Raw genomic sequence first — 15,499 nt, 5'->3', positions numbered from 1 at the left:
TCGGTTCGGGCGGGGCGGGTCATGATGTCGGTCCTTGTACAGGCTGCTGGCGCCCGTGCGCCGGCCCGATGTCGGTGAAACAGCCGCGCGCGAGCAGGACGGTCAGCCATGCCAGGCCGTCGACGTCCAGCGCGCGGGACAGCGCGTCGCGAATCGGCTCGCCGGCCACGAGCGCCGCCGCGATCGACCATTCGCCGCCGGTCAGGGCAAGCACCTCGATGCTGTGTTCGGTGCGCTGGACGAGCAGGCGTACGGGGCCGCTGGCCGGATCGATGCGCGACAACGCGGCGTCGTCCTGTTCGAGCACGGCGCGCCAGATCGCGTCGGCGGGGCCGTCGTACGCCAGCAGCGCGACGGCCGGATGCCGCTGCAGGCGCAGCGCGCCGAGCGTATCGTCGTCGAGCGACGCGAGACCGGCGAGCGAGAGCGGGGCGGCGTCGGGTGCGTGCAGGATGACGTTGATCTGCCATTCGAGCCGTGCGACGTCGACGAGACACGGCGTCGACGCGATCTGCGGCAAGCCGGCCAGGAATGCCGGAAAGGCCCCGCCGTAGGCGTCGAGCCATGCGCTGTCCGGCAGCGTCGCGGCGATGAAGCGCCGCGCGGCGCCTTCGAAGCAGTCCGCGCCCACGAGGCGCTCGAACGCGGGAAAGGCCAGCCGCAGCGCGTTCACGAGCACGGCGGTCGCCGTGTTGCGATGGATCGACAGGCGCGCAGGCGAAGCCAGCCCGTCGGACGCCACCCACGCAGACGCGTCGTCCCCGGCGCCGGTCAGGCTTTGCCGGACCGCTTGCTGCAGCTCAGCCAGCGTGGGCGCATCGGGGTTCATGTCGAACCTCCTCCAGCATCGTTTCCGCGATCTCGGCCTCCTGAAGCAGCACGTCCAGCGGCGGCACGTCGGTATCCCATTCGATGAGCGTCGGCACCGGGCCGAAGCGGCGCAGCGCGTCGCGGTACAGCGCCCAGACCGCGGGCGCGACGCGCGACCCGTGATCGTCGATGCGCAGCGTGCGGCCGCCGTCGATCTGCGCGACGCGGTGTCCGGCCAGGTGAATTTCGCCGACCGCCGCGGCGGGTAGCGCGGCGAGATAGGTCTGCGGATTCCAGCCGTGATTCCAGGCGCTCACGTAGATGTTGTTGACGTCGCACAGCAGCCCGCAGCCGGTGCGTCGCGCGAGCTCCGCTAGAAACGTCCACTCGGGAATCGTCGAATGGACATAGCGCAGGTAGGTGGACGGATTCTCGACGAGCATGCGGCGGCCGAGCGCGGTCTGAATCTGGTCGACGTGGCGGCACACCAGCGCGAGCGCCTCTTCGGTCATCGGCAGTGGCAGCAGGTCGGCCAGGTAGCTGCCGCCGATCGCGCTCCACGACAGATGCTCCGACACGAGGCCGGGTTCGAAGCGGCGCACCGCGGCGCGCACGCGGGCCAGGTGGGCGTCGTCGAGCCCGTCCGCGCTGCCGAGCGACAGGCCCACGCCATGCAGCGACAGCGGATGGTCGCGGCGGATCGCGTCCAGGCAGCGCGGCGCGCTGCCGCCGCCCATGTAGTTCTCGGTGTGGACCTCGAACCACGCACCGGCCGGCGGCCGCTCCAGCGCGTCGCGGTGATGGCGAAAGCGCAGGCCCACCCCTGCCCGTGCCGGCACCTGGCTGGCGGCGGCGTGAATTCGGGTCTCGACCGCGCGCATGATCAGCCGGCCTTGAGCTTCCCGCCGGCGATCTTGCCGCAGTCGCCGGCCGGCAGCAGCACGAACGATTTCGGGTCGCGCGCCTGCGTGGACTGGCCGGCGCACGAGTGCGCGCCTTCGGCGCAATCGTTCTTCGCCACCGCGTTGACGCCGTAGCATTTCTCCAGGTGGTTCTGTGCCATTCTTGCCATATTGTCTTTGACGACCTGCGGCATGTTGCTCATGTCCTTCATGGCCTGGGCCTGGGCGGGCGCGACCTGGATCGCGAGCGCGAGTCCGACGGCGGCCGACAGCGAGGAAATGGTCGAAACGGACGGGTTCATGGTGTCGTCTCCAAAGGGGGATCGCCGGTGCGCGACCTTGTCAGAAAATTCGTTCCCGCGCGACAAAAGGTTACGCAGCGCCGGCGGCATTTTCCGGACCGGCTCATGCTGCACGGAGCGTAGCCATGCCGGATCCGCATGACCGTCGAAGGCGCCGCGTCCGGCTGGTGCAGCCGGCGCCGGTTCGACGCGAGGACGCCGCCGACGTCACGGCGGCGCGCGCCGACGGCTCGCCCGACTGGTCGGCGCTGATGGCGCGCGCGCAGGCCGGGGATCGGGCCGCATACCGCCGCCTGCTCGAAAGCGTGACGCCCTACCTGAGGCGGCTCGTCGCGCGGCACGGCGTCGGTCCCGATACGGTCGACGACGTGGTGCAGGACATCCTGGTGTCGCTGCACCAGGTGCGCGGCACGTACTCGCCCGAGCGGCCGTTCGGGCCGTGGCTGGTCGCGATCGCGAGCCGCCGGATCGTCGACGCGTTGCGCCGGCAGGGGCGCGCGCTCGCGCGCGAGACGCCGCTCGACCCCGAGCACGAAACCTTGTCCGGCGACGGAGCGAATCTTATGGAAGAAGCGGCTGATGCGCAGGTGCTGCGCGCGATGCTCGCGCAGTTGCCGCCCGGGCAGCGCGACGCCGTGCGGCTGCTGAAACTCGAGCAGATGTCCCTCAAGGAGGCGGCGTTGGCCACCGGGATGAGCGTCGCTGCGCTGAAGGTCGCCGTCCATCGCGGGATCAGGACGCTGCGCAAGCTGCTGGGAAAGGACGACGGGAGCGGCCAATGAAGCGCTCGACAACCGAACTGATCGAGTCGCTGGTCGCCGACGGGACGGCCGTGCGCGTGTTGCGCAGTCCGTTCCGGCGCGCGACCGGCTGGCTGCTGTTTGCCGCGCTGCTGGTCGCATGCGTCGCGCTCGCCCATGGCGCGCGGCCGGATCTGGCGTCGAAGCTGCGCGATCCCGGGTTCGTCACGAGCGTCGGCGCCGCCGTGGCGACGGGCGTGCTGGCGGCGCTCGCGGCGTTCGTCGCGAGCGTACCCGGGCGCTCGATGCGCTGGTTGTGGCTGCCGGTGCCGGCGCTGCTGGTCTGGATCTCGGCGATCGGCTACGGCTGCCTGACGAACTGGGTCGCCATCGGGCCGGACGGCGTGTCGCTCGGCGAGACGGCGCGCTGTTTCGCGACGCTCGTGCTGGTCGGCGCACCGCTCGGGCTGGTGTTGATCGTGATGCTGCGCCACGTCGCGACCCTCGCGCCGCTGCCGGTGGCGCTGGCATGCGCGCTGGCGGTGTCGGCGATGACGGCGGCGGCGTTGTCCGTATTTCATCCGCTCGATGCGACGGTGATGATCCTCGCGTGGCACTTCGGCCTGACGGCGATCCTGCTGGCGGGGGGCGCCCGCTTCGCCCGCCGCCTGTTCAAGTGGGCGGCGCCGCCGGCGACCGTGCCGGGCGGCGACGCATGAGCCGATCCGGCCGCACAAGCGCGTAACTGTCAAACACTGTGAGCCATTCGTTAGCATTTGCAACGTGAGTAACAGGTTGGCGAAATCCGCTCGCAGCGCCGCCCAGGCCCGCTACAGTAGCTCCCACCTGCCGCATGGTGCGGCGAGGAACGTGACGGACCGCACGCATGCGGCCGCACCGACAATGTCCTTGGGGAGAAGAAACATGAACAAGCTTCGTACGGTTCTGCTCGGCGCTGCGCTGACGGCAATGGCTACCTCGGCGGCTTTCGCACAGACGGCCCAGACGGGCGCGCAGGGTTCGGCTGGTGCCGGCCTGCAGGTGCAGACGCCGGTGCTCGGCGTCGGCGCGAACGCGCAGGCTGGCGCAGGCGCGAACGCAGCGGGTTCGGGCGCGGGCAACCTCGTTGGCGGCGCGCTCAACGGTGTTGGCAAGACCGTCGGCGGCGTCGGCGCTGCGGCCGGTGATGCGGTCAACGGCGCGACCCACGCAGCGGGTTCGGCAGCCGGCTCGGCGAAGGACGCCGCAACGTCGGCCACGCATTCGGCGAAGGCGCACGTGAAGCATGTCGCGGCCTCGGCGAAGCATCATGCGGAAGGCGCGATGACGACGGCGGGCGATGTCGCCGGCAGCGCGAAGGCCAAGGCCGGCGAAGCGCTCGACGGCGCGGCGAACGCGGCGCAAGGCGGCGCATCGGTTGGCCTGAAGGGCTCGGTTTCGGCTCAAGGCACCGCGCAGTAATCGGCTTTGGCCCGACGACGGCCCGGTCCGCTTCGATGCGGCCGGGCCGTTTTGCCATCATCGGTGCGGTGGATTTTGGTGAACGCAAGGTCGCGGGAAGCGGCAAGTAGACGGGGCTGCACCATAACCGGCATCGGTACTATGATCCGAGCAGCGGACGATTCGTATCGAAAGACCCGATCGGGCTCGCCGGCGGCATCAACGTCTGTCAATACACGTCAATCCTCGTCGAGTGGAGCGATCCGTTGGGGTTGGCGCCGCGCCGTCCTGCCCATGTAACCAACAAGATCTATCATCCCAGATGACGAAAGGCGAGGCAGCATGACGAAAATCTGGACCACGGAGGCGGACTATCCGGAAAGTCGGATGGCACGCTACGACGAGGCAAAAAATGGGGTGGATCGCTTCGAGTTGCAGGCGGCAAAGCGCCTCGTAAGGCCCGACCCCTTGTTCTTCGAGCTTCCCCAAAAAGGGCTGTCAAAGATTCGAGACTACGGCGTCATCTGGTCAGACATCTTGATTCCGCTCGTAAGTGAAGCAGTGCGTGTTGCGATCGAAGAACTGGCGAATGACGATGATGTTCAGTTCATCCCGGCAGTCATTAGATCGGGCGGAGTGGCTATTGATGGCTCGTACTTCCTTCTCAACCTGACGAGGAACGTTGACGTGGTGGATCACGACGCCTCCGAGCCGGTAGTGGTGAAAATCTCGGGATTTCCTGACGCCAAGGTCGGTTTCAAAAAGATGGTCTTGCGCCCCGATTTCCCGGCCAATGGCATGGGTCGGCAATACGACTCCCCGACATACATTGTCGTCGGGGATCAACTGGCCGATGCTGTGCTGCGCGCCACGAAGAAAGGAGTCAGGTTTACTACAGGTGAATAGGAATGCAAAGCGGATCTGTGCAAGATTATTTCGAAACATGCGATGGGGCTATCCGGATATGGATTGAACAAGGTTCGTCTATCCATATCAAGGCGATGACGAAGGAAAGCGATCCTGTTGAGCTATCCGAGTCAGAGGCGATGGAAATAGCCGAGGTGCTCAAGAGATTCGCAAGCCGAATTTAGGCTCCCTTCACCAAGGGCCGCGTGAGCGGCCCTTGGTGTTGGAGGATCGTGCAATAACGAAGCGGCTGGCGGGAAAAGGGATCGTGGTCGATGCGCGGGGCTTCGCGTCCAGGGATCACGAGACGGGGCTGCACCATAACCGGCACCGGTATTGCGATCCGCGTTCGGGACGCTTCATAAGCAGGGACCTGATTGGACTGGCGGGCGGAATCAATCCGTATATCCATGTTCGCAACCCCGTCATTCGGCGCGACCCATTAGGACTGCAAGCAACTGGAGCGGATGCCCGTCTGGTGTCGAGCTTCACGGCTCATGGCAACAGACCGAACCCTCGACCGCCAGGATGAGCTCTGGCTGCGGGACTAACCCGGAAACAACCGCCCCTGCCCCGAGATCACCGACTCGAAATCGTCGCGCAGGAACGGCAGGATCGCATCGGCGACCGGCTGCAGCTGGCGGCTCAGATAGAACGCGTAGTCGATCGGCGAGCGCATCGTTTCGAGCGGCTCCGGGCCGGCCGTCGTCATCACGTAGCTGATCCAGCCGCCGCGCTGGTATTGCAGCGGCCGGCCATGCGCGTCGTTGAACGCGTCGGCCATGCGCGCCGCGCGCACATGCGGCGGCACGTTGCGCTGGTATTCGCGCAGCGGCCGGCGCACGCGCTTGCGATAGACCAGCAGTTCGTCGAGCTCGCCGGCCAGCGTGCGGCGGACGTAGTCGCGAATGAAGTCCTGATACGGCTCCCGCCTGAAGACGAGCCGGTACAGTTCCCGCTGGAACTGCTGCGCGAGCGGCGTCCAGTCGGTCCGCACCGTCTCGAGGCCCTTGAACACGACGTCTTCGCCGCCGCCCGGCGCGACCGCGAGACCGGCGTAGCGCTTCTTGCTGCCTTCCTCCGCGCCGCGCACGGTCGGCATCAGGAAGCGGCGGTAGTGCCGCTCGTATTGCAATTCCAGCGCGCTTTCCAGCCCGAAGCGCTCGCGCAGGTGCGTCGTCCACCAGCGATTCACGTGCTCGACGATCGCGCGCCCGGTGCGCGCGGCCGCGTCGTCGTCGTGCGGCTGGCCGAGCCAGACGAACGTCGAATCGGTGTCGCCATAGATCACTTCGTAGCCCTGAGATTCGATCAGCGCGCGCGTACGGTGCATGATCTCGTGGCCGCGCATCGTGATCGACGACGCGAGCCGCGGATCGAAGAACCGGCAGCCGGTGGAGCCGAGCACGCCGTAGAACGCGTTCATGATGATCTTCAGCGCCTGCGACAGCGGCGCGTTGCGCTGGTGCTTCGCGACGTCGCGGCCTTCCCACACCCGCCGCACGATGTCCGGCAGGCAATGCCGCGTGCGCGAGAAGCGCGCGCCGAGGAAGCCGGGCACGGACGCGTCGTCGCCGGGCTGGGCGAGGCCCTCGATCAGCCCGACGGGATCGATCAGGAACGTGCGAATGATCGACGGATACAGGCTCTTGTAGTCGAGCACGAGCACCGAATCGTAGAGGCCCGGCCGCGAATCCATCACGAAGCCGCCGGGGCTCGTCTGGCCCGTCACGTCGCCGAGGTTCGGCGCGACGTAGCCGAGCCGGTGCATGCGCGGCATGTACAGGTGCGTGAAGGCCGCGACCGAGCCGCCGGTGCGGTCCGCGGCGAGGCCGGTGACGGTCGCGCGCTCGAGCATGAACGACAGCAGGTCCGCCTTCTCGAAGATGCGCGTGACGAGCTCGCAATCCTTCAGGTTGTAGCGCGCGAGCGCGGGCTTGTCGTGATCGAAGCGGCGCTGGATTTCGTCCATCCGCTGATACGGGTTGTCGATCGCCTTGCCTTCGCCGAGCAGCGATTGCGCGACGTATTCGAGGCTGAACGACGGGAAGGTCCAGGTGGCGGATTTCAGCGCGTCGATGCCGTCGATCAGCAGTCGCCCGGCCGCCGCGGCGAAGAAATGATCGGGCTGCTGGCTGTGTGCGCGCCAGTCGAGCACGCCGCCGCCGCGGCCGAGCCGCAGCGGCACGCGATACTGCCCGGCGTGCGCATGCAGCACGCGCAGGTCGAACTGGATCAGGTTCCAGCCGATGATCACGTCCGGGTCGTGCCGTGCGAACCAGTCGTTCAGCCGCGCGAGCAGCGCGGGCCGGTCGTCGCAGTAGTCGAGCCGGAAGTCGAGGTCGCCCGTGTTGCCCGCATCACCGTTAGGCGGGCCGAGCATGAACACCTGCCGCTGCCCGCAGCCTTCCAGCGCGATCGAATAGAGTTCGCCGTGCGCGCTGGTCTCGATGTCGAGCGACACGCAGCGCAGCGCGGGCCGATAGTCGGCCGCGGCCTTCAGCTCGCCGTCGGACAGCGCGCCGTCGCCGGCCGGCATGCCGCGAAACCGGACCGGCGCGGTGATGAACCGCTCCATCATGTAGCGCTCGGGCGGCAGCACGTCCGCTTCGTAGACGTCGACGCCGGCTTGGGCCAGCCGCTTCTGCAGGCCGGCCAGATGGCGATAGCGGCGGCAATAGAGGCCGACGACCGGGCGCTGCCGGAAGTCGCGCAGCGCGAGCGGGCGCAGTTCGGCGCCGGCTTCGCCGGCCAGCACGCGCGCGGCCGGCTCCTGCTGCTCGGCCGGGATGAACGCGACTGCTTCCTGCGGGCGCAGCCGCACCTGGCGCGGACCGCGTTCGGTTGCCAGCCAGAACTCGATTTCGACGCCGGTTGCGGTGTCCCGCCAGTGGCGGGTGAGGATGAAACCCTGCTCGAATTCCGTCAAAACGCGCGCTCGTCGTTGGTGCCCAGGCGGCGGATTTTAACGCCTGGGCGGGGCGGCCGCCGGACGTGCCTGCCCGGCTGGAAATCCACGATGCATGATGCTGATCAAATCGCGGTTCAAATGAACCGGTAGGCTCGATTCGCCTGCATTCCGGCGCGCCTCTGTCAGACAGAATCGAGAATCAAGACCAGGCAGCCGGACGCGTCCCGGTCATCGCCGGATGGTCCCGATCGCTTCGGGGTTTACGCGCATCGCAGCACGTGAAATTAAGGCATAGACTGGCGCGGCTTCTGTCGTTGTCTATACAACCAGATGCGCTCGGCAATCCGGATCCACGCGTCCGGATCCCGGCTTGCATCGCTCGGTTGTGCCTGTCAATCGGCGCTTCTCGCTGCGACGCGCCTTCACAAACGGGGCCGACAAGCGTCCTGTGTTCCAACCTGGAGACAAGGAATTCAAGCATGCTCGAGTTGAATTGACGACGCGTCGCGCCGCATCGGGATGATGCGCGATCCGCACGCAAGTCGTCAGGCGGCTGAACGCCGCCACCCGAACCTGCGGGGCAAGCCCGCCGGTTCACGTGGAACCTGAGAGAGAGAGACGTTCCGATCGTCGTCGCGGCAGCTCGCCGGGGCGCCGGTCCGGAAACACAACAAACCAACGTCGCATGCCGGCCGGCCACATCGGGCGGCGGCACTGCGCGGCCATTCCGAGGACTATCCGCCATGAAACTCGGCGCGTTCATGATGCCGGCGCATCCGCAGCATCGTTCGCTTCACGACGGTCACTACCACGACCTCGACACACTCGAGTTTTTCGATCGAACCGGCTTCGCCGAAGCATGGATCGGCGAGCACTACATGATGCCGGCGGAGCCCTGCCCGTCGCCGGACCTGCTTCTCGCCCAAGCCTTCCTGCGCACGAAGCGCATCCGCCTCGCGCCGGGCGCGTTCATGCTGCCGTTCCATCACCCGGCGGAGCTCGCGCACCGGATCTGCATGCTCGATCACATTTCGCAGGGGCGCCTGATGGTCGGCATCGGCGCGAGCGGCACGAATCTCGACCTCGAGATGTTCGACATCGACTACAAGTCCGGCGCGCATCGGGAGATGACGGCCGAGTCGATCGCGATCATGACGCGCTTCTGGGAGAGCGACGGGCCGTTCGAATATCGCGGCAAGTACTGGACGGCGCGGCGTCCCGCGGATCTGCCCGACAAGCGCAGCACCTATCACCTGAAGCCGTTCCAGGCGCCGTATCCGCCGATCGGCGTGACCGGCCTGTCCGCGTCGTCGCCGACGCTGCGGCTCGCCGGCGCGAACGGCTGGATTCCGATCAGCTTCTGCTTCACGCCGCAATACCTGCACACGCATTGGGACGTCGTCGAGGAGGGCGCGCGCGCGGCCGGCCGGCCGGCGCCCGATCGCAGCGAATGGCGAGTCAGCCGGCCGATCCTGGTCGCCGATACGGATCGCGAGGCTTGGCGCCGCGCGGTCGACGGCGAGATGGGCCGCTATTTCCGCGACGACTATCTGCCGATGCTCGCGGGCAACAACGCGCTTGGCCTGCTCAAGGAGGATCCCGGCATGCCGGACAGCGACGTCACCGTCGAGTACGTCGCCAAGCACTGCTGGATCGTCGGCTCGCCGGACACGGTGCGCGAGCGTATCGAGGCCATGCAGGCGCTGTCGGGCGGTTTCGGCGTGCTGCACGTGATGGGGTTCGACCATCTCGACGAAATGAGCGCGATCCGCGACAGCCATGCTGCGCTTGCGGAAATCGTCGCGAATCTGCGCGACTGACCAGGAGGAGCCATTCGATGAATGCCTTGGGCGACACGTTCGACCCGCGCCGCACGGCGCTCCTGATCATCGACATGCAGCGGGACTTCGTCGATCCCGGCGCGCCGATCGCCTGCGTGGGCGCGCCCGACGTCGTGCCGGCGATCCGGCGGCTCGCGCAGTCCGCGCGCGCGGCCGGCATGCCCGTCATCTACACGCAGGAAGCGCATCGCCGGCAGAAGGTCGACTTCGGTCTCGAGCTCGAGTACGGCGAGACCGAGCATTGCGTCGAGGGCACGCCGGGCGTCGAGATCGTCGACGCGCTCGCGCCCGCCGCGTCCGACTATGTGCTCGTCAAGCGCCGCTACAGCGGCTTTTTCGCGACCGATCTCGACCTGCTGCTGAAGGGGCTGCGCGTCGACACGCTGGTGCTGACCGGCGTGGCCACCGACGTCTGCGTGCGCGCGACCGCGCAGGACGCGCTGCAGCTCGACTACCGCGTGCTGGTGCCGCGCGAGTGCGTGGCGGGCACGACGGCCGCGCGGCACGACGCGGCGCTCGAACACATCGGCTACGTGCTCGGGCGGGTCGTATCGCTCGATGCGCTGATCGCAAGGATCGCGCCCTCGACCGGAGCCGTACATGCATGACGCCGATGCGCACTATCGCGCGGTGATGAGCCGGCTGATCGACGCGCGCGCCGATCTCGACCGCGCCGAGGCGGCCAGGACCGTGTCCGCGATGCTCGATTTGCGATTCAGCGACGTCGAGATCGCGGCGACGCTCGCGGCGCTCGCGAGGAAAGGCGAGACGGCGGACGAGATCGCGGGCGCGGTCGACGCGATCAACGCGCGCAGCACGCCGCTGCCGCTGCCGGCGCAAGACGCGCTCGACATCGGCGGGACGGGCGGCGATCGCGCGGGCACGTTCAACATTTCCACGACCGCGGCGTTCGTCGCGGCCGGGGCGGGCGCGCGCGTGATCAAGCACGGCAACCGGAGCGTGACGAGCGCGTGCGGAAGCGCCGACCTGATCGACGCGCTCGGCGCCGACGCGCTGCATTGCAGCGCGCCCGGACGGATCGCGGCGAGCCTGGCCGCGTGCGGCTTCGCGTTCGTGTCGACCGCGAGCCATCACCACTTTCCGCCGAGGATCGGCGAGCTGCGCCGCGCACTCGGCATGCGCAGCCTCTTCAATCTCGCCGGACCGCTCGTGCATCCGGCGCGGATCGGCCGCCAGGTCGTCGGCGTCGCGCGGCCCGAACAGCAGGCGCCGATCGCCGCCGCGCTGGCGAGGCTGGAACGGGACGCGGCGTTCGTCGTGCACGGCGTGGCGGGACTCGACGAAGTGAGCTGTGCCGGTGAAACGCTCGTCACGCGCGTCGAGCGCGGCGCGACCGCGTCGTTCAGCGTCACCGCGCGCGATTTCGGATTGTCGCCGTGCCGCGTCGATGACCTGCGCGGCGGCGATCCACAGACCAACGCGGCGATCTGCCGCGCGATTCTCGACGGCGAACGCGGGCCGCGCGCCGACACCGTGACGGCGGCGGCCGGCATGGCGCTCGTTCTCGACGGACGCGCACGGACTTTCGCCGACGGCGCGCAGCTCGCGCGTCACGCGATCGACAGCGGCGCGGCGCGCAAGGTGCTCGACAACTTTCTATGCGGAGCAAGCAATTCATGAAGACCGGCATCAAAATTTGCGGCCTGACGAATCTCGACGATGCCCTCGACGCCGTGAACGCCGGCGCAGACGCGCTCGGTTTCGTGTTCTCCGACGGTCCGCGCAGGATGGCGGCGGGCGACGTGCGGGCGATCGTCGACCGGTTGCCGCCGTTCGTCAGCACGGTGGGCGTATTCGTCGACGAGCCGCTCGAACGACTGCAGGACGTCGTGGCGCGGTCGGGCGTGTCGAGCGTGCAGCTTCAGGGCAGCGAGAGCCCGGCGTATTGCCGACAGGTCGGGCGGCCGGTGATCAAGGGATTTCGGGTCGGCGAGCGCTTTGATCCCGAGGTCGTCAATACGTACGACGTCAGCGCGTACCTGTTCGATGCGGCGGTGGCCGGCCGCGACGGCGGCACCGGCGAGCGTTTCGATTGGGAGCGGCTGAGCGGGCTGCGGTTCGCGCGGCCGGTCATCGTGGCGGGCGGGTTGAACGCCGGCAACGTGCGCCGCATGCTCGACCTGCTCGGGCCGTCCGGCGTCGACGTCAGCTCGGGAGTCGGCGCGAGCGCGACCCGCAAGGACCCGGCGAAGATGCGCGAGTTCGTCGCGGCGGTCAGGGGCGCGCAACGCGCGGCGCACGGACCGGTCGATGCGGACATCCTGCGCGCGTCGTTCGACGGCCGGCCGCTCGTCAGCATCAACGGCAAGCGTTTCCTGGTCAATTCGCTGACCGAGCAGGTGCCGGCGACCCCCGCGCCGCTGCTGCGCATGGCGGCGCAACGGGTATGCGACGTGATGTCGGTTGAGCCCGGGCTGAAGCTCGTCGGCGAAGAGGACAAGGGCGGCGCGCTGCTCGCCGCGGTGTCGTTGCTGTCGGGGCTGCCGTACGGCATCGCGCGCTGGTATCCGTCCGGGCTCGAAGGGCAGGTGAAGGTCGAGTTCGGCTGCGAATACACGGCGGGCGCGCTGTACCTGAACGGCGTCGAGCCCGGTGACCGCGTCGTCATCGTCGACGACCTGATCAGCACGGGCGGCACGCTGATCGGTCTCGTCGAGGCCGTCAGGCGGGCGGGCGCACACGTCGAGCAGATCGTCTGCGTCGCCGAGAAGGCCGACTACGCGGGCGTCGAGCGAGTACGGGACGCGACCGGGCTGGACGTCACGACGCTCGTGCGCGTCAGCGTCGCGGGCGACATGTCGCGCGTGCTGGATGTCAACTACTGACGAATCGCAGGGAGGATCGCATGAGTGACCGGATCTTTCGGGGCTGGTATGTCGTGATCGCGGCGCACCTGCTGCTGGCGCTGATTTTCGGGGCGGCCTATTCGTTCGGCGCGTTCTTCGGACAGCTGCAGTCGAGTTTCGGCGCCGGGCGATTCTCGGTCGCGTCGATTTTCTCGCTGACCGCATTCATCTATTACGCGGTCGGCGTGTTTGCCGGCTCGATCGCCGACCGTACGTCGACGCGCAAGGTGGTCGGCGCAGGCGTGGTGCTGCTGGCGCTCGGCTTCTTCGTCAGCAGTCTGGCCGGGCGGTCGATGGCGCATTTCCTCGCGGCATTCTGCTCGCTCGTCGGGCTGGGGGTCGGCCTCGTGTATGTGCCGACGGTGACCGCGGTGCAGCGCTGGTTCGTCAGGAACCGCAGCAAGGCGTCCGGCCTGGCGCTCGCGGGCACCGGGCTCGGCACCTTCGTCGGGCCGAGCCTCGCCGGCCTGCTGATGCAGCACCTGTCGTGGGAAACGACGATGCGCGTGTTTGCGGCAGGGATCGCGGTGCTCGGCTGTGCCGCCGCGGTCGTGGTGCGGGGGCGGCCGGAGGAACTGGGGCTGCGCGCGGACGGCGATGCCGGGCAGGCCCGCGCGACGAACGGCGCGCAGCCGGCGGCCGCCGATGCGACGCTCGCGTCGGCAATTCGCGGCGCGCGCTTCTGGTGGTATTTCGCCGCGATCTTCCTCGGTTCGGTCGGGCTGTTCCTCGCGCTCGTCCACATCAATCCGTATGCGCGACAGCTCGGTCTCTCGGCCGTCGAGGCCAACCTCCTGATCGGGCTGATCGGCGTGGGCAACGTGGCCGGCCGGCTGTTGCTCGGCAGCCTTGCCGACCGGATCGGCGCCCGCTCGCTGCTGATGGCGCTGACCTTCGCGCTGGCGCTGCTGAACGGCTTCTGGCTCGCCGCGCACGGCTTTGTCGCGCTTGCCGCATTCGCCGTGTTGTTCGGCGTCGCGAACGGCGGCTGCATTTCGCTTTATCCGTCGGTTGCGGCAAGCTGGTTCGGCACCACGAACCTGGGTGCGATCCTGGGCGCGCTTTACGTGTCGGTCGGTGTCGCGGCGGTTGCCGGCGGAAGCATCGGCGGGCTGCTGTTCGACGTCTACGGCAGCTACGTCGCGTCGATCGCGTTCAGCGCGCTGTGCGCACTGGCGTCGGTCGCGCTGATCGCGGTTGCCGCGTCGCCGTCGCGCGCCGCGCGGGCCGCGAGCCCGACCACGGCGCGCTGAGCGGAGGGCGGGCATGGCGCGCACGACGAGCGAAATCCACGACCTGCGCAGCGCGCTCGATGCGCTGGCCCGCGCAGGTGAGCGGCCGGTCGAAATTGATGCGCCGCTTGATCCGCACGTCGGGCTGATCGACGATTACCTCGCGTCCTATCGAGCGCCCGCTGCGTCGTGGTTTGCGGCGGAGCAGCCGCTGCGGCTATATCGCCGGCCCGCGCGCGGCCGTTTTCCGGTGCTCATGGGCCTGTTCGGCAGCCGCGCGCGCACCGGCGTGCTGCTCGGGGACGATCGGCCGGGCGAGCGGATCGCCCGCGCCATCCGCTCGCCGCTCGCGCCGACGCTGTCGGCACGAGCGACGCCGCGCGAATGGGTCACGGCGCCGGACCTGCGGCAATGGCTGCCGGCGCTGACCTGCACGGCCGGCGACCCGGGGCCGACGGTGACGCTCGGCCTCGTCTATGCGCGCGACGCCATCACCGGCATCGCGAATTGCTCGGTACACCGGATCACGCTCAAGCAGAACTCGACCGTGGTGGCGATCTCGTCAAAGGGGCATCTGCAGCAGCTCGTCGATCGGCACGTCGCGCGGGGCGAGCGGCTTCCGGTGTCGGTCAATATCGGACTCGACCCGGCGCTGTATTACGCGGCCGCGCTCAGCAGTCCGGCCGTCGAGTTCGGCGACGACGAACTCGCGGTGGCCGGCGCGTTGCGCGGCAGGCCCGTTGCGCTGGCGCCGTGCGCGTCCGGCGACGGGTGGTATGTCGACCATGCCGAGATCGTCCTCGAAGGCAGCCTCGGGGCGGACAAGGAGGCCGAGCATGATGGCGCGTCGGCCGGCCCGCAGGGCCACGGGCACTCGATGCCGGAGTATCTCGGGTATTTCTCGACCGCCGGCGCGGTGACCACGCTGGCCGTGAGCGCGCTGTCCTGGCGGCCCGGCGCGATCTATCCGGCGTTGACCGGCCCGGGGCGGGAGCAGTCGGAATTGCTGGGCGTCGGGCAGGAGGCGGCGATCTGGCGGGTGCTGCACGACGAGGGCGTCGCGACCCTGTTTCGCGATGCCGTCGCGCTGCCCGCGGGCGGCGGGCACCTGTTCACCGTGCTGCAGGTCGCGCGGCGCACGCGCGACGACGACGCGCCGCTGCTGAATGCGGCGATGCGGTTGCTGGAGCGGGTCGCCACGACGAAGAACCTGGTGCTGGTCGACGACGACGTGAACCCCCATTCGGCCGACGACGTGCTGTGGGCGATCGCGACGCGCAGCCGGCTCGAGCGTGACGTGCTGCAGACCCCGAGCCTGCGCGGCACGTCGATGGACCCCACTCAGTCGGAAAGCTACGTGTTCGGCGGGCAGAAGGGCTTTACCAACAAATGCGTGATCGACTGCCTGGTTCCGTTCGGATTGCGGGAGCGGTTTCGGCGGGCGTACGGCTGAACGCTGTTTCACGCCGTGCCCGGGACACCCGCGCGCCGTGTCCGGCGAGCACCCGCAATGTCGCAATGACGCGCCGCTTGCCACCGGGTCCGTCC

Annotated in this window: 15 protein-coding genes and 1 pseudogene; 12 read left to right on the top strand and 4 right to left on the bottom strand. The window is 68.6% G+C overall.

What is annotated here, in order from left to right; all coding sequences use genetic code 11:
• Window positions 1-19: 19 nt before the first annotated feature.
• Genes ACFIMZ_RS33565 through ACFIMZ_RS33555 form a run of 3 tightly spaced genes read right to left on the bottom strand, consistent with a single transcriptional unit; the run spans window position 20 to window position 2,014 of the window.
• Window positions 20-829: an HvfC/BufC family peptide modification chaperone gene (locus tag ACFIMZ_RS33565; protein ID WP_431823718.1), complete on the bottom strand. Its 810-nt coding sequence runs from the start codon at window positions 827-829 to the stop codon at window positions 20-22.
• A complete protein-coding gene (gene bufB / locus ACFIMZ_RS33560) occupies window positions 801-1,691 on the bottom strand; it encodes an MNIO family bufferin maturase (RefSeq protein ID WP_431823717.1) in 891 nt (296 codons plus the stop codon). Before bufB ends, ACFIMZ_RS33565 begins: the two co-directional genes overlap by 29 nt.
• Window positions 1,692-1,693: 2 nt before the next feature.
• Entirely contained in the window at window positions 1,694-2,014 is a 321-nt protein-coding gene (locus ACFIMZ_RS33555) for a BufA1 family periplasmic bufferin-type metallophore (RefSeq protein WP_431825431.1), read from the bottom strand.
• Window positions 2,015-2,139: 125 nt separating this feature from the next.
• Here ACFIMZ_RS33555 and ACFIMZ_RS33550 point away from each other — a divergent pair, with 125 nt between their 5' ends.
• The 6 genes and pseudogenes from ACFIMZ_RS33550 (at window position 2,140) to ACFIMZ_RS33525 (ending at window position 5,632) form a co-directional block, all read left to right on the top strand.
• Window positions 2,140-2,796: a sigma-70 family RNA polymerase sigma factor gene (locus ACFIMZ_RS33550; RefSeq protein ID WP_431823716.1), complete on the top strand. Its 657-nt coding sequence runs from the start codon at window positions 2,140-2,142 to the stop codon at window positions 2,794-2,796.
• The gene (locus ACFIMZ_RS33545; protein WP_431823715.1) at window positions 2,793-3,473 is read left to right on the top strand and encodes an NrsF family protein; all 681 of its coding nucleotides are present in this window, start codon (window positions 2,793-2,795) and stop codon (window positions 3,471-3,473) included. Before ACFIMZ_RS33550 ends, ACFIMZ_RS33545 begins: the two co-directional genes overlap by 4 nt.
• Window positions 3,474-3,678: 205 nt before the next feature.
• A complete protein-coding gene (locus ACFIMZ_RS33540; protein WP_431823714.1) occupies window positions 3,679-4,215 on the top strand; it encodes a hypothetical protein in 537 nt (178 codons plus the stop codon).
• Between the two features lie 110 nt (window positions 4,216-4,325).
• A pseudogene (locus ACFIMZ_RS33535) lies at window positions 4,326-4,478 on the top strand (RHS repeat-associated core domain-containing protein); the annotation flags it as partial.
• 58 nt (window positions 4,479-4,536) lie between these two features.
• Window positions 4,537-5,100 (top strand): imm11 family protein, encoded by a 564-nt coding sequence (locus ACFIMZ_RS33530; protein WP_431823713.1) that lies wholly within the window; start codon window positions 4,537-4,539, stop codon window positions 5,098-5,100.
• A gap of 220 nt (window positions 5,101-5,320) precedes the next feature.
• A complete protein-coding gene (locus ACFIMZ_RS33525; RefSeq protein WP_431825430.1) occupies window positions 5,321-5,632 on the top strand; it encodes an RHS repeat-associated core domain-containing protein in 312 nt (103 codons plus the stop codon).
• A gap of 15 nt (window positions 5,633-5,647) precedes the next feature.
• Here the strand turns inward: ACFIMZ_RS33525 and ACFIMZ_RS33520 are convergent, their stop codons facing one another.
• Window positions 5,648-8,029 carry a DNA polymerase II gene (locus ACFIMZ_RS33520; protein WP_431823712.1) on the bottom strand — a complete coding sequence of 794 codons (2,382 nt, stop codon included), beginning with the start codon at window positions 8,027-8,029 and terminating at the stop codon, window positions 5,648-5,650.
• 725 nt (window positions 8,030-8,754) lie between these two features.
• Here ACFIMZ_RS33520 and ACFIMZ_RS33515 point away from each other — a divergent pair.
• The 6 genes from ACFIMZ_RS33515 to ACFIMZ_RS33490 are packed head-to-tail and all read left to right on the top strand — an operon-like array spanning window position 8,755 to window position 15,404.
• On the top strand, window positions 8,755-9,831 hold the full coding sequence (locus ACFIMZ_RS33515; protein WP_431823711.1) for an LLM class flavin-dependent oxidoreductase: 1,077 nt from the start codon (window positions 8,755-8,757) through the stop codon (window positions 9,829-9,831).
• A gap of 17 nt (window positions 9,832-9,848) precedes the next feature.
• Window positions 9,849-10,460, top strand: a complete 612-nt coding sequence (locus tag ACFIMZ_RS33510; RefSeq protein WP_431823710.1) for an isochorismatase family protein — start codon at window positions 9,849-9,851, stop codon at window positions 10,458-10,460.
• Complete coding sequence (gene trpD / locus ACFIMZ_RS33505) at window positions 10,453-11,493, top strand: anthranilate phosphoribosyltransferase (protein WP_431823709.1); 1,041 nt, start codon at window positions 10,453-10,455, stop codon at window positions 11,491-11,493. The genes ACFIMZ_RS33510 and trpD overlap by 8 nt, the downstream gene beginning before the upstream one ends.
• Window positions 11,490-12,698 carry a phosphoribosyltransferase family protein gene (locus tag ACFIMZ_RS33500; RefSeq protein ID WP_431823708.1) on the top strand — a complete coding sequence of 403 codons (1,209 nt, stop codon included), beginning with the start codon at window positions 11,490-11,492 and terminating at the stop codon, window positions 12,696-12,698. The genes trpD and ACFIMZ_RS33500 overlap by 4 nt, the downstream gene beginning before the upstream one ends.
• Window positions 12,699-12,718: 20 nt before the next feature.
• Complete coding sequence (locus tag ACFIMZ_RS33495; RefSeq protein ID WP_431823707.1) at window positions 12,719-13,972, top strand: MFS transporter; 1,254 nt, start codon at window positions 12,719-12,721, stop codon at window positions 13,970-13,972.
• Window positions 13,973-13,985: 13 nt separating this feature from the next.
• On the top strand, window positions 13,986-15,404 hold the full coding sequence (locus ACFIMZ_RS33490; RefSeq protein WP_431823706.1) for a UbiD family decarboxylase domain-containing protein: 1,419 nt from the start codon (window positions 13,986-13,988) through the stop codon (window positions 15,402-15,404).
• The last annotated feature ends 95 nt before the right edge of the window (window positions 15,405-15,499 follow it).

It is taken from the genome of Burkholderia sp. F1, from assembly GCF_050813845.1.
In the GTDB taxonomy this organism is placed as follows: Bacteria; Pseudomonadota; Gammaproteobacteria; order Burkholderiales; family Burkholderiaceae; genus Burkholderia; species Burkholderia ubonensis.
This window is presented reverse-complemented; position numbering and strand designations above follow the sequence as displayed.

Excerpts from the sequence above, each read along its gene's own strand:
- ACFIMZ_RS33565 (WP_431823718.1), bottom strand. The coding sequence starts at position 829 with ATGAACCCCGATGCGCCCACGCTGGCTGAGCTGCAGCAAGCGGTCCGG.
- bufB (WP_431823717.1), bottom strand. The coding sequence starts at position 1,691 with ATGCGCGCGGTCGAGACCCGAATTCACGCCGCCGCCAGCCAGGTGCCG.
- ACFIMZ_RS33555 (WP_431825431.1), bottom strand. The coding sequence starts at position 2,014 with ATGAACCCGTCCGTTTCGACCATTTCCTCGCTGTCGGCCGCCGTCGGA.
- ACFIMZ_RS33550 (WP_431823716.1), top strand. The coding sequence starts at position 2,140 with ATGCCGGATCCGCATGACCGTCGAAGGCGCCGCGTCCGGCTGGTGCAG.
- ACFIMZ_RS33545 (WP_431823715.1), top strand. The coding sequence starts at position 2,793 with ATGAAGCGCTCGACAACCGAACTGATCGAGTCGCTGGTCGCCGACGGG.
- ACFIMZ_RS33540 (WP_431823714.1), top strand. The coding sequence starts at position 3,679 with ATGAACAAGCTTCGTACGGTTCTGCTCGGCGCTGCGCTGACGGCAATG.
- ACFIMZ_RS33530 (WP_431823713.1), top strand. The coding sequence starts at position 4,537 with ATGACGAAAATCTGGACCACGGAGGCGGACTATCCGGAAAGTCGGATG.
- ACFIMZ_RS33515 (WP_431823711.1), top strand. The coding sequence starts at position 8,755 with ATGAAACTCGGCGCGTTCATGATGCCGGCGCATCCGCAGCATCGTTCG.
- ACFIMZ_RS33510 (WP_431823710.1), top strand. The coding sequence starts at position 9,849 with ATGAATGCCTTGGGCGACACGTTCGACCCGCGCCGCACGGCGCTCCTG.
- trpD (WP_431823709.1), top strand. The coding sequence starts at position 10,453 with ATGCATGACGCCGATGCGCACTATCGCGCGGTGATGAGCCGGCTGATC.
- ACFIMZ_RS33500 (WP_431823708.1), top strand. The coding sequence starts at position 11,490 with ATGAAGACCGGCATCAAAATTTGCGGCCTGACGAATCTCGACGATGCC.
- ACFIMZ_RS33495 (WP_431823707.1), top strand. The coding sequence starts at position 12,719 with ATGAGTGACCGGATCTTTCGGGGCTGGTATGTCGTGATCGCGGCGCAC.
- ACFIMZ_RS33490 (WP_431823706.1), top strand. The coding sequence starts at position 13,986 with ATGGCGCGCACGACGAGCGAAATCCACGACCTGCGCAGCGCGCTCGAT.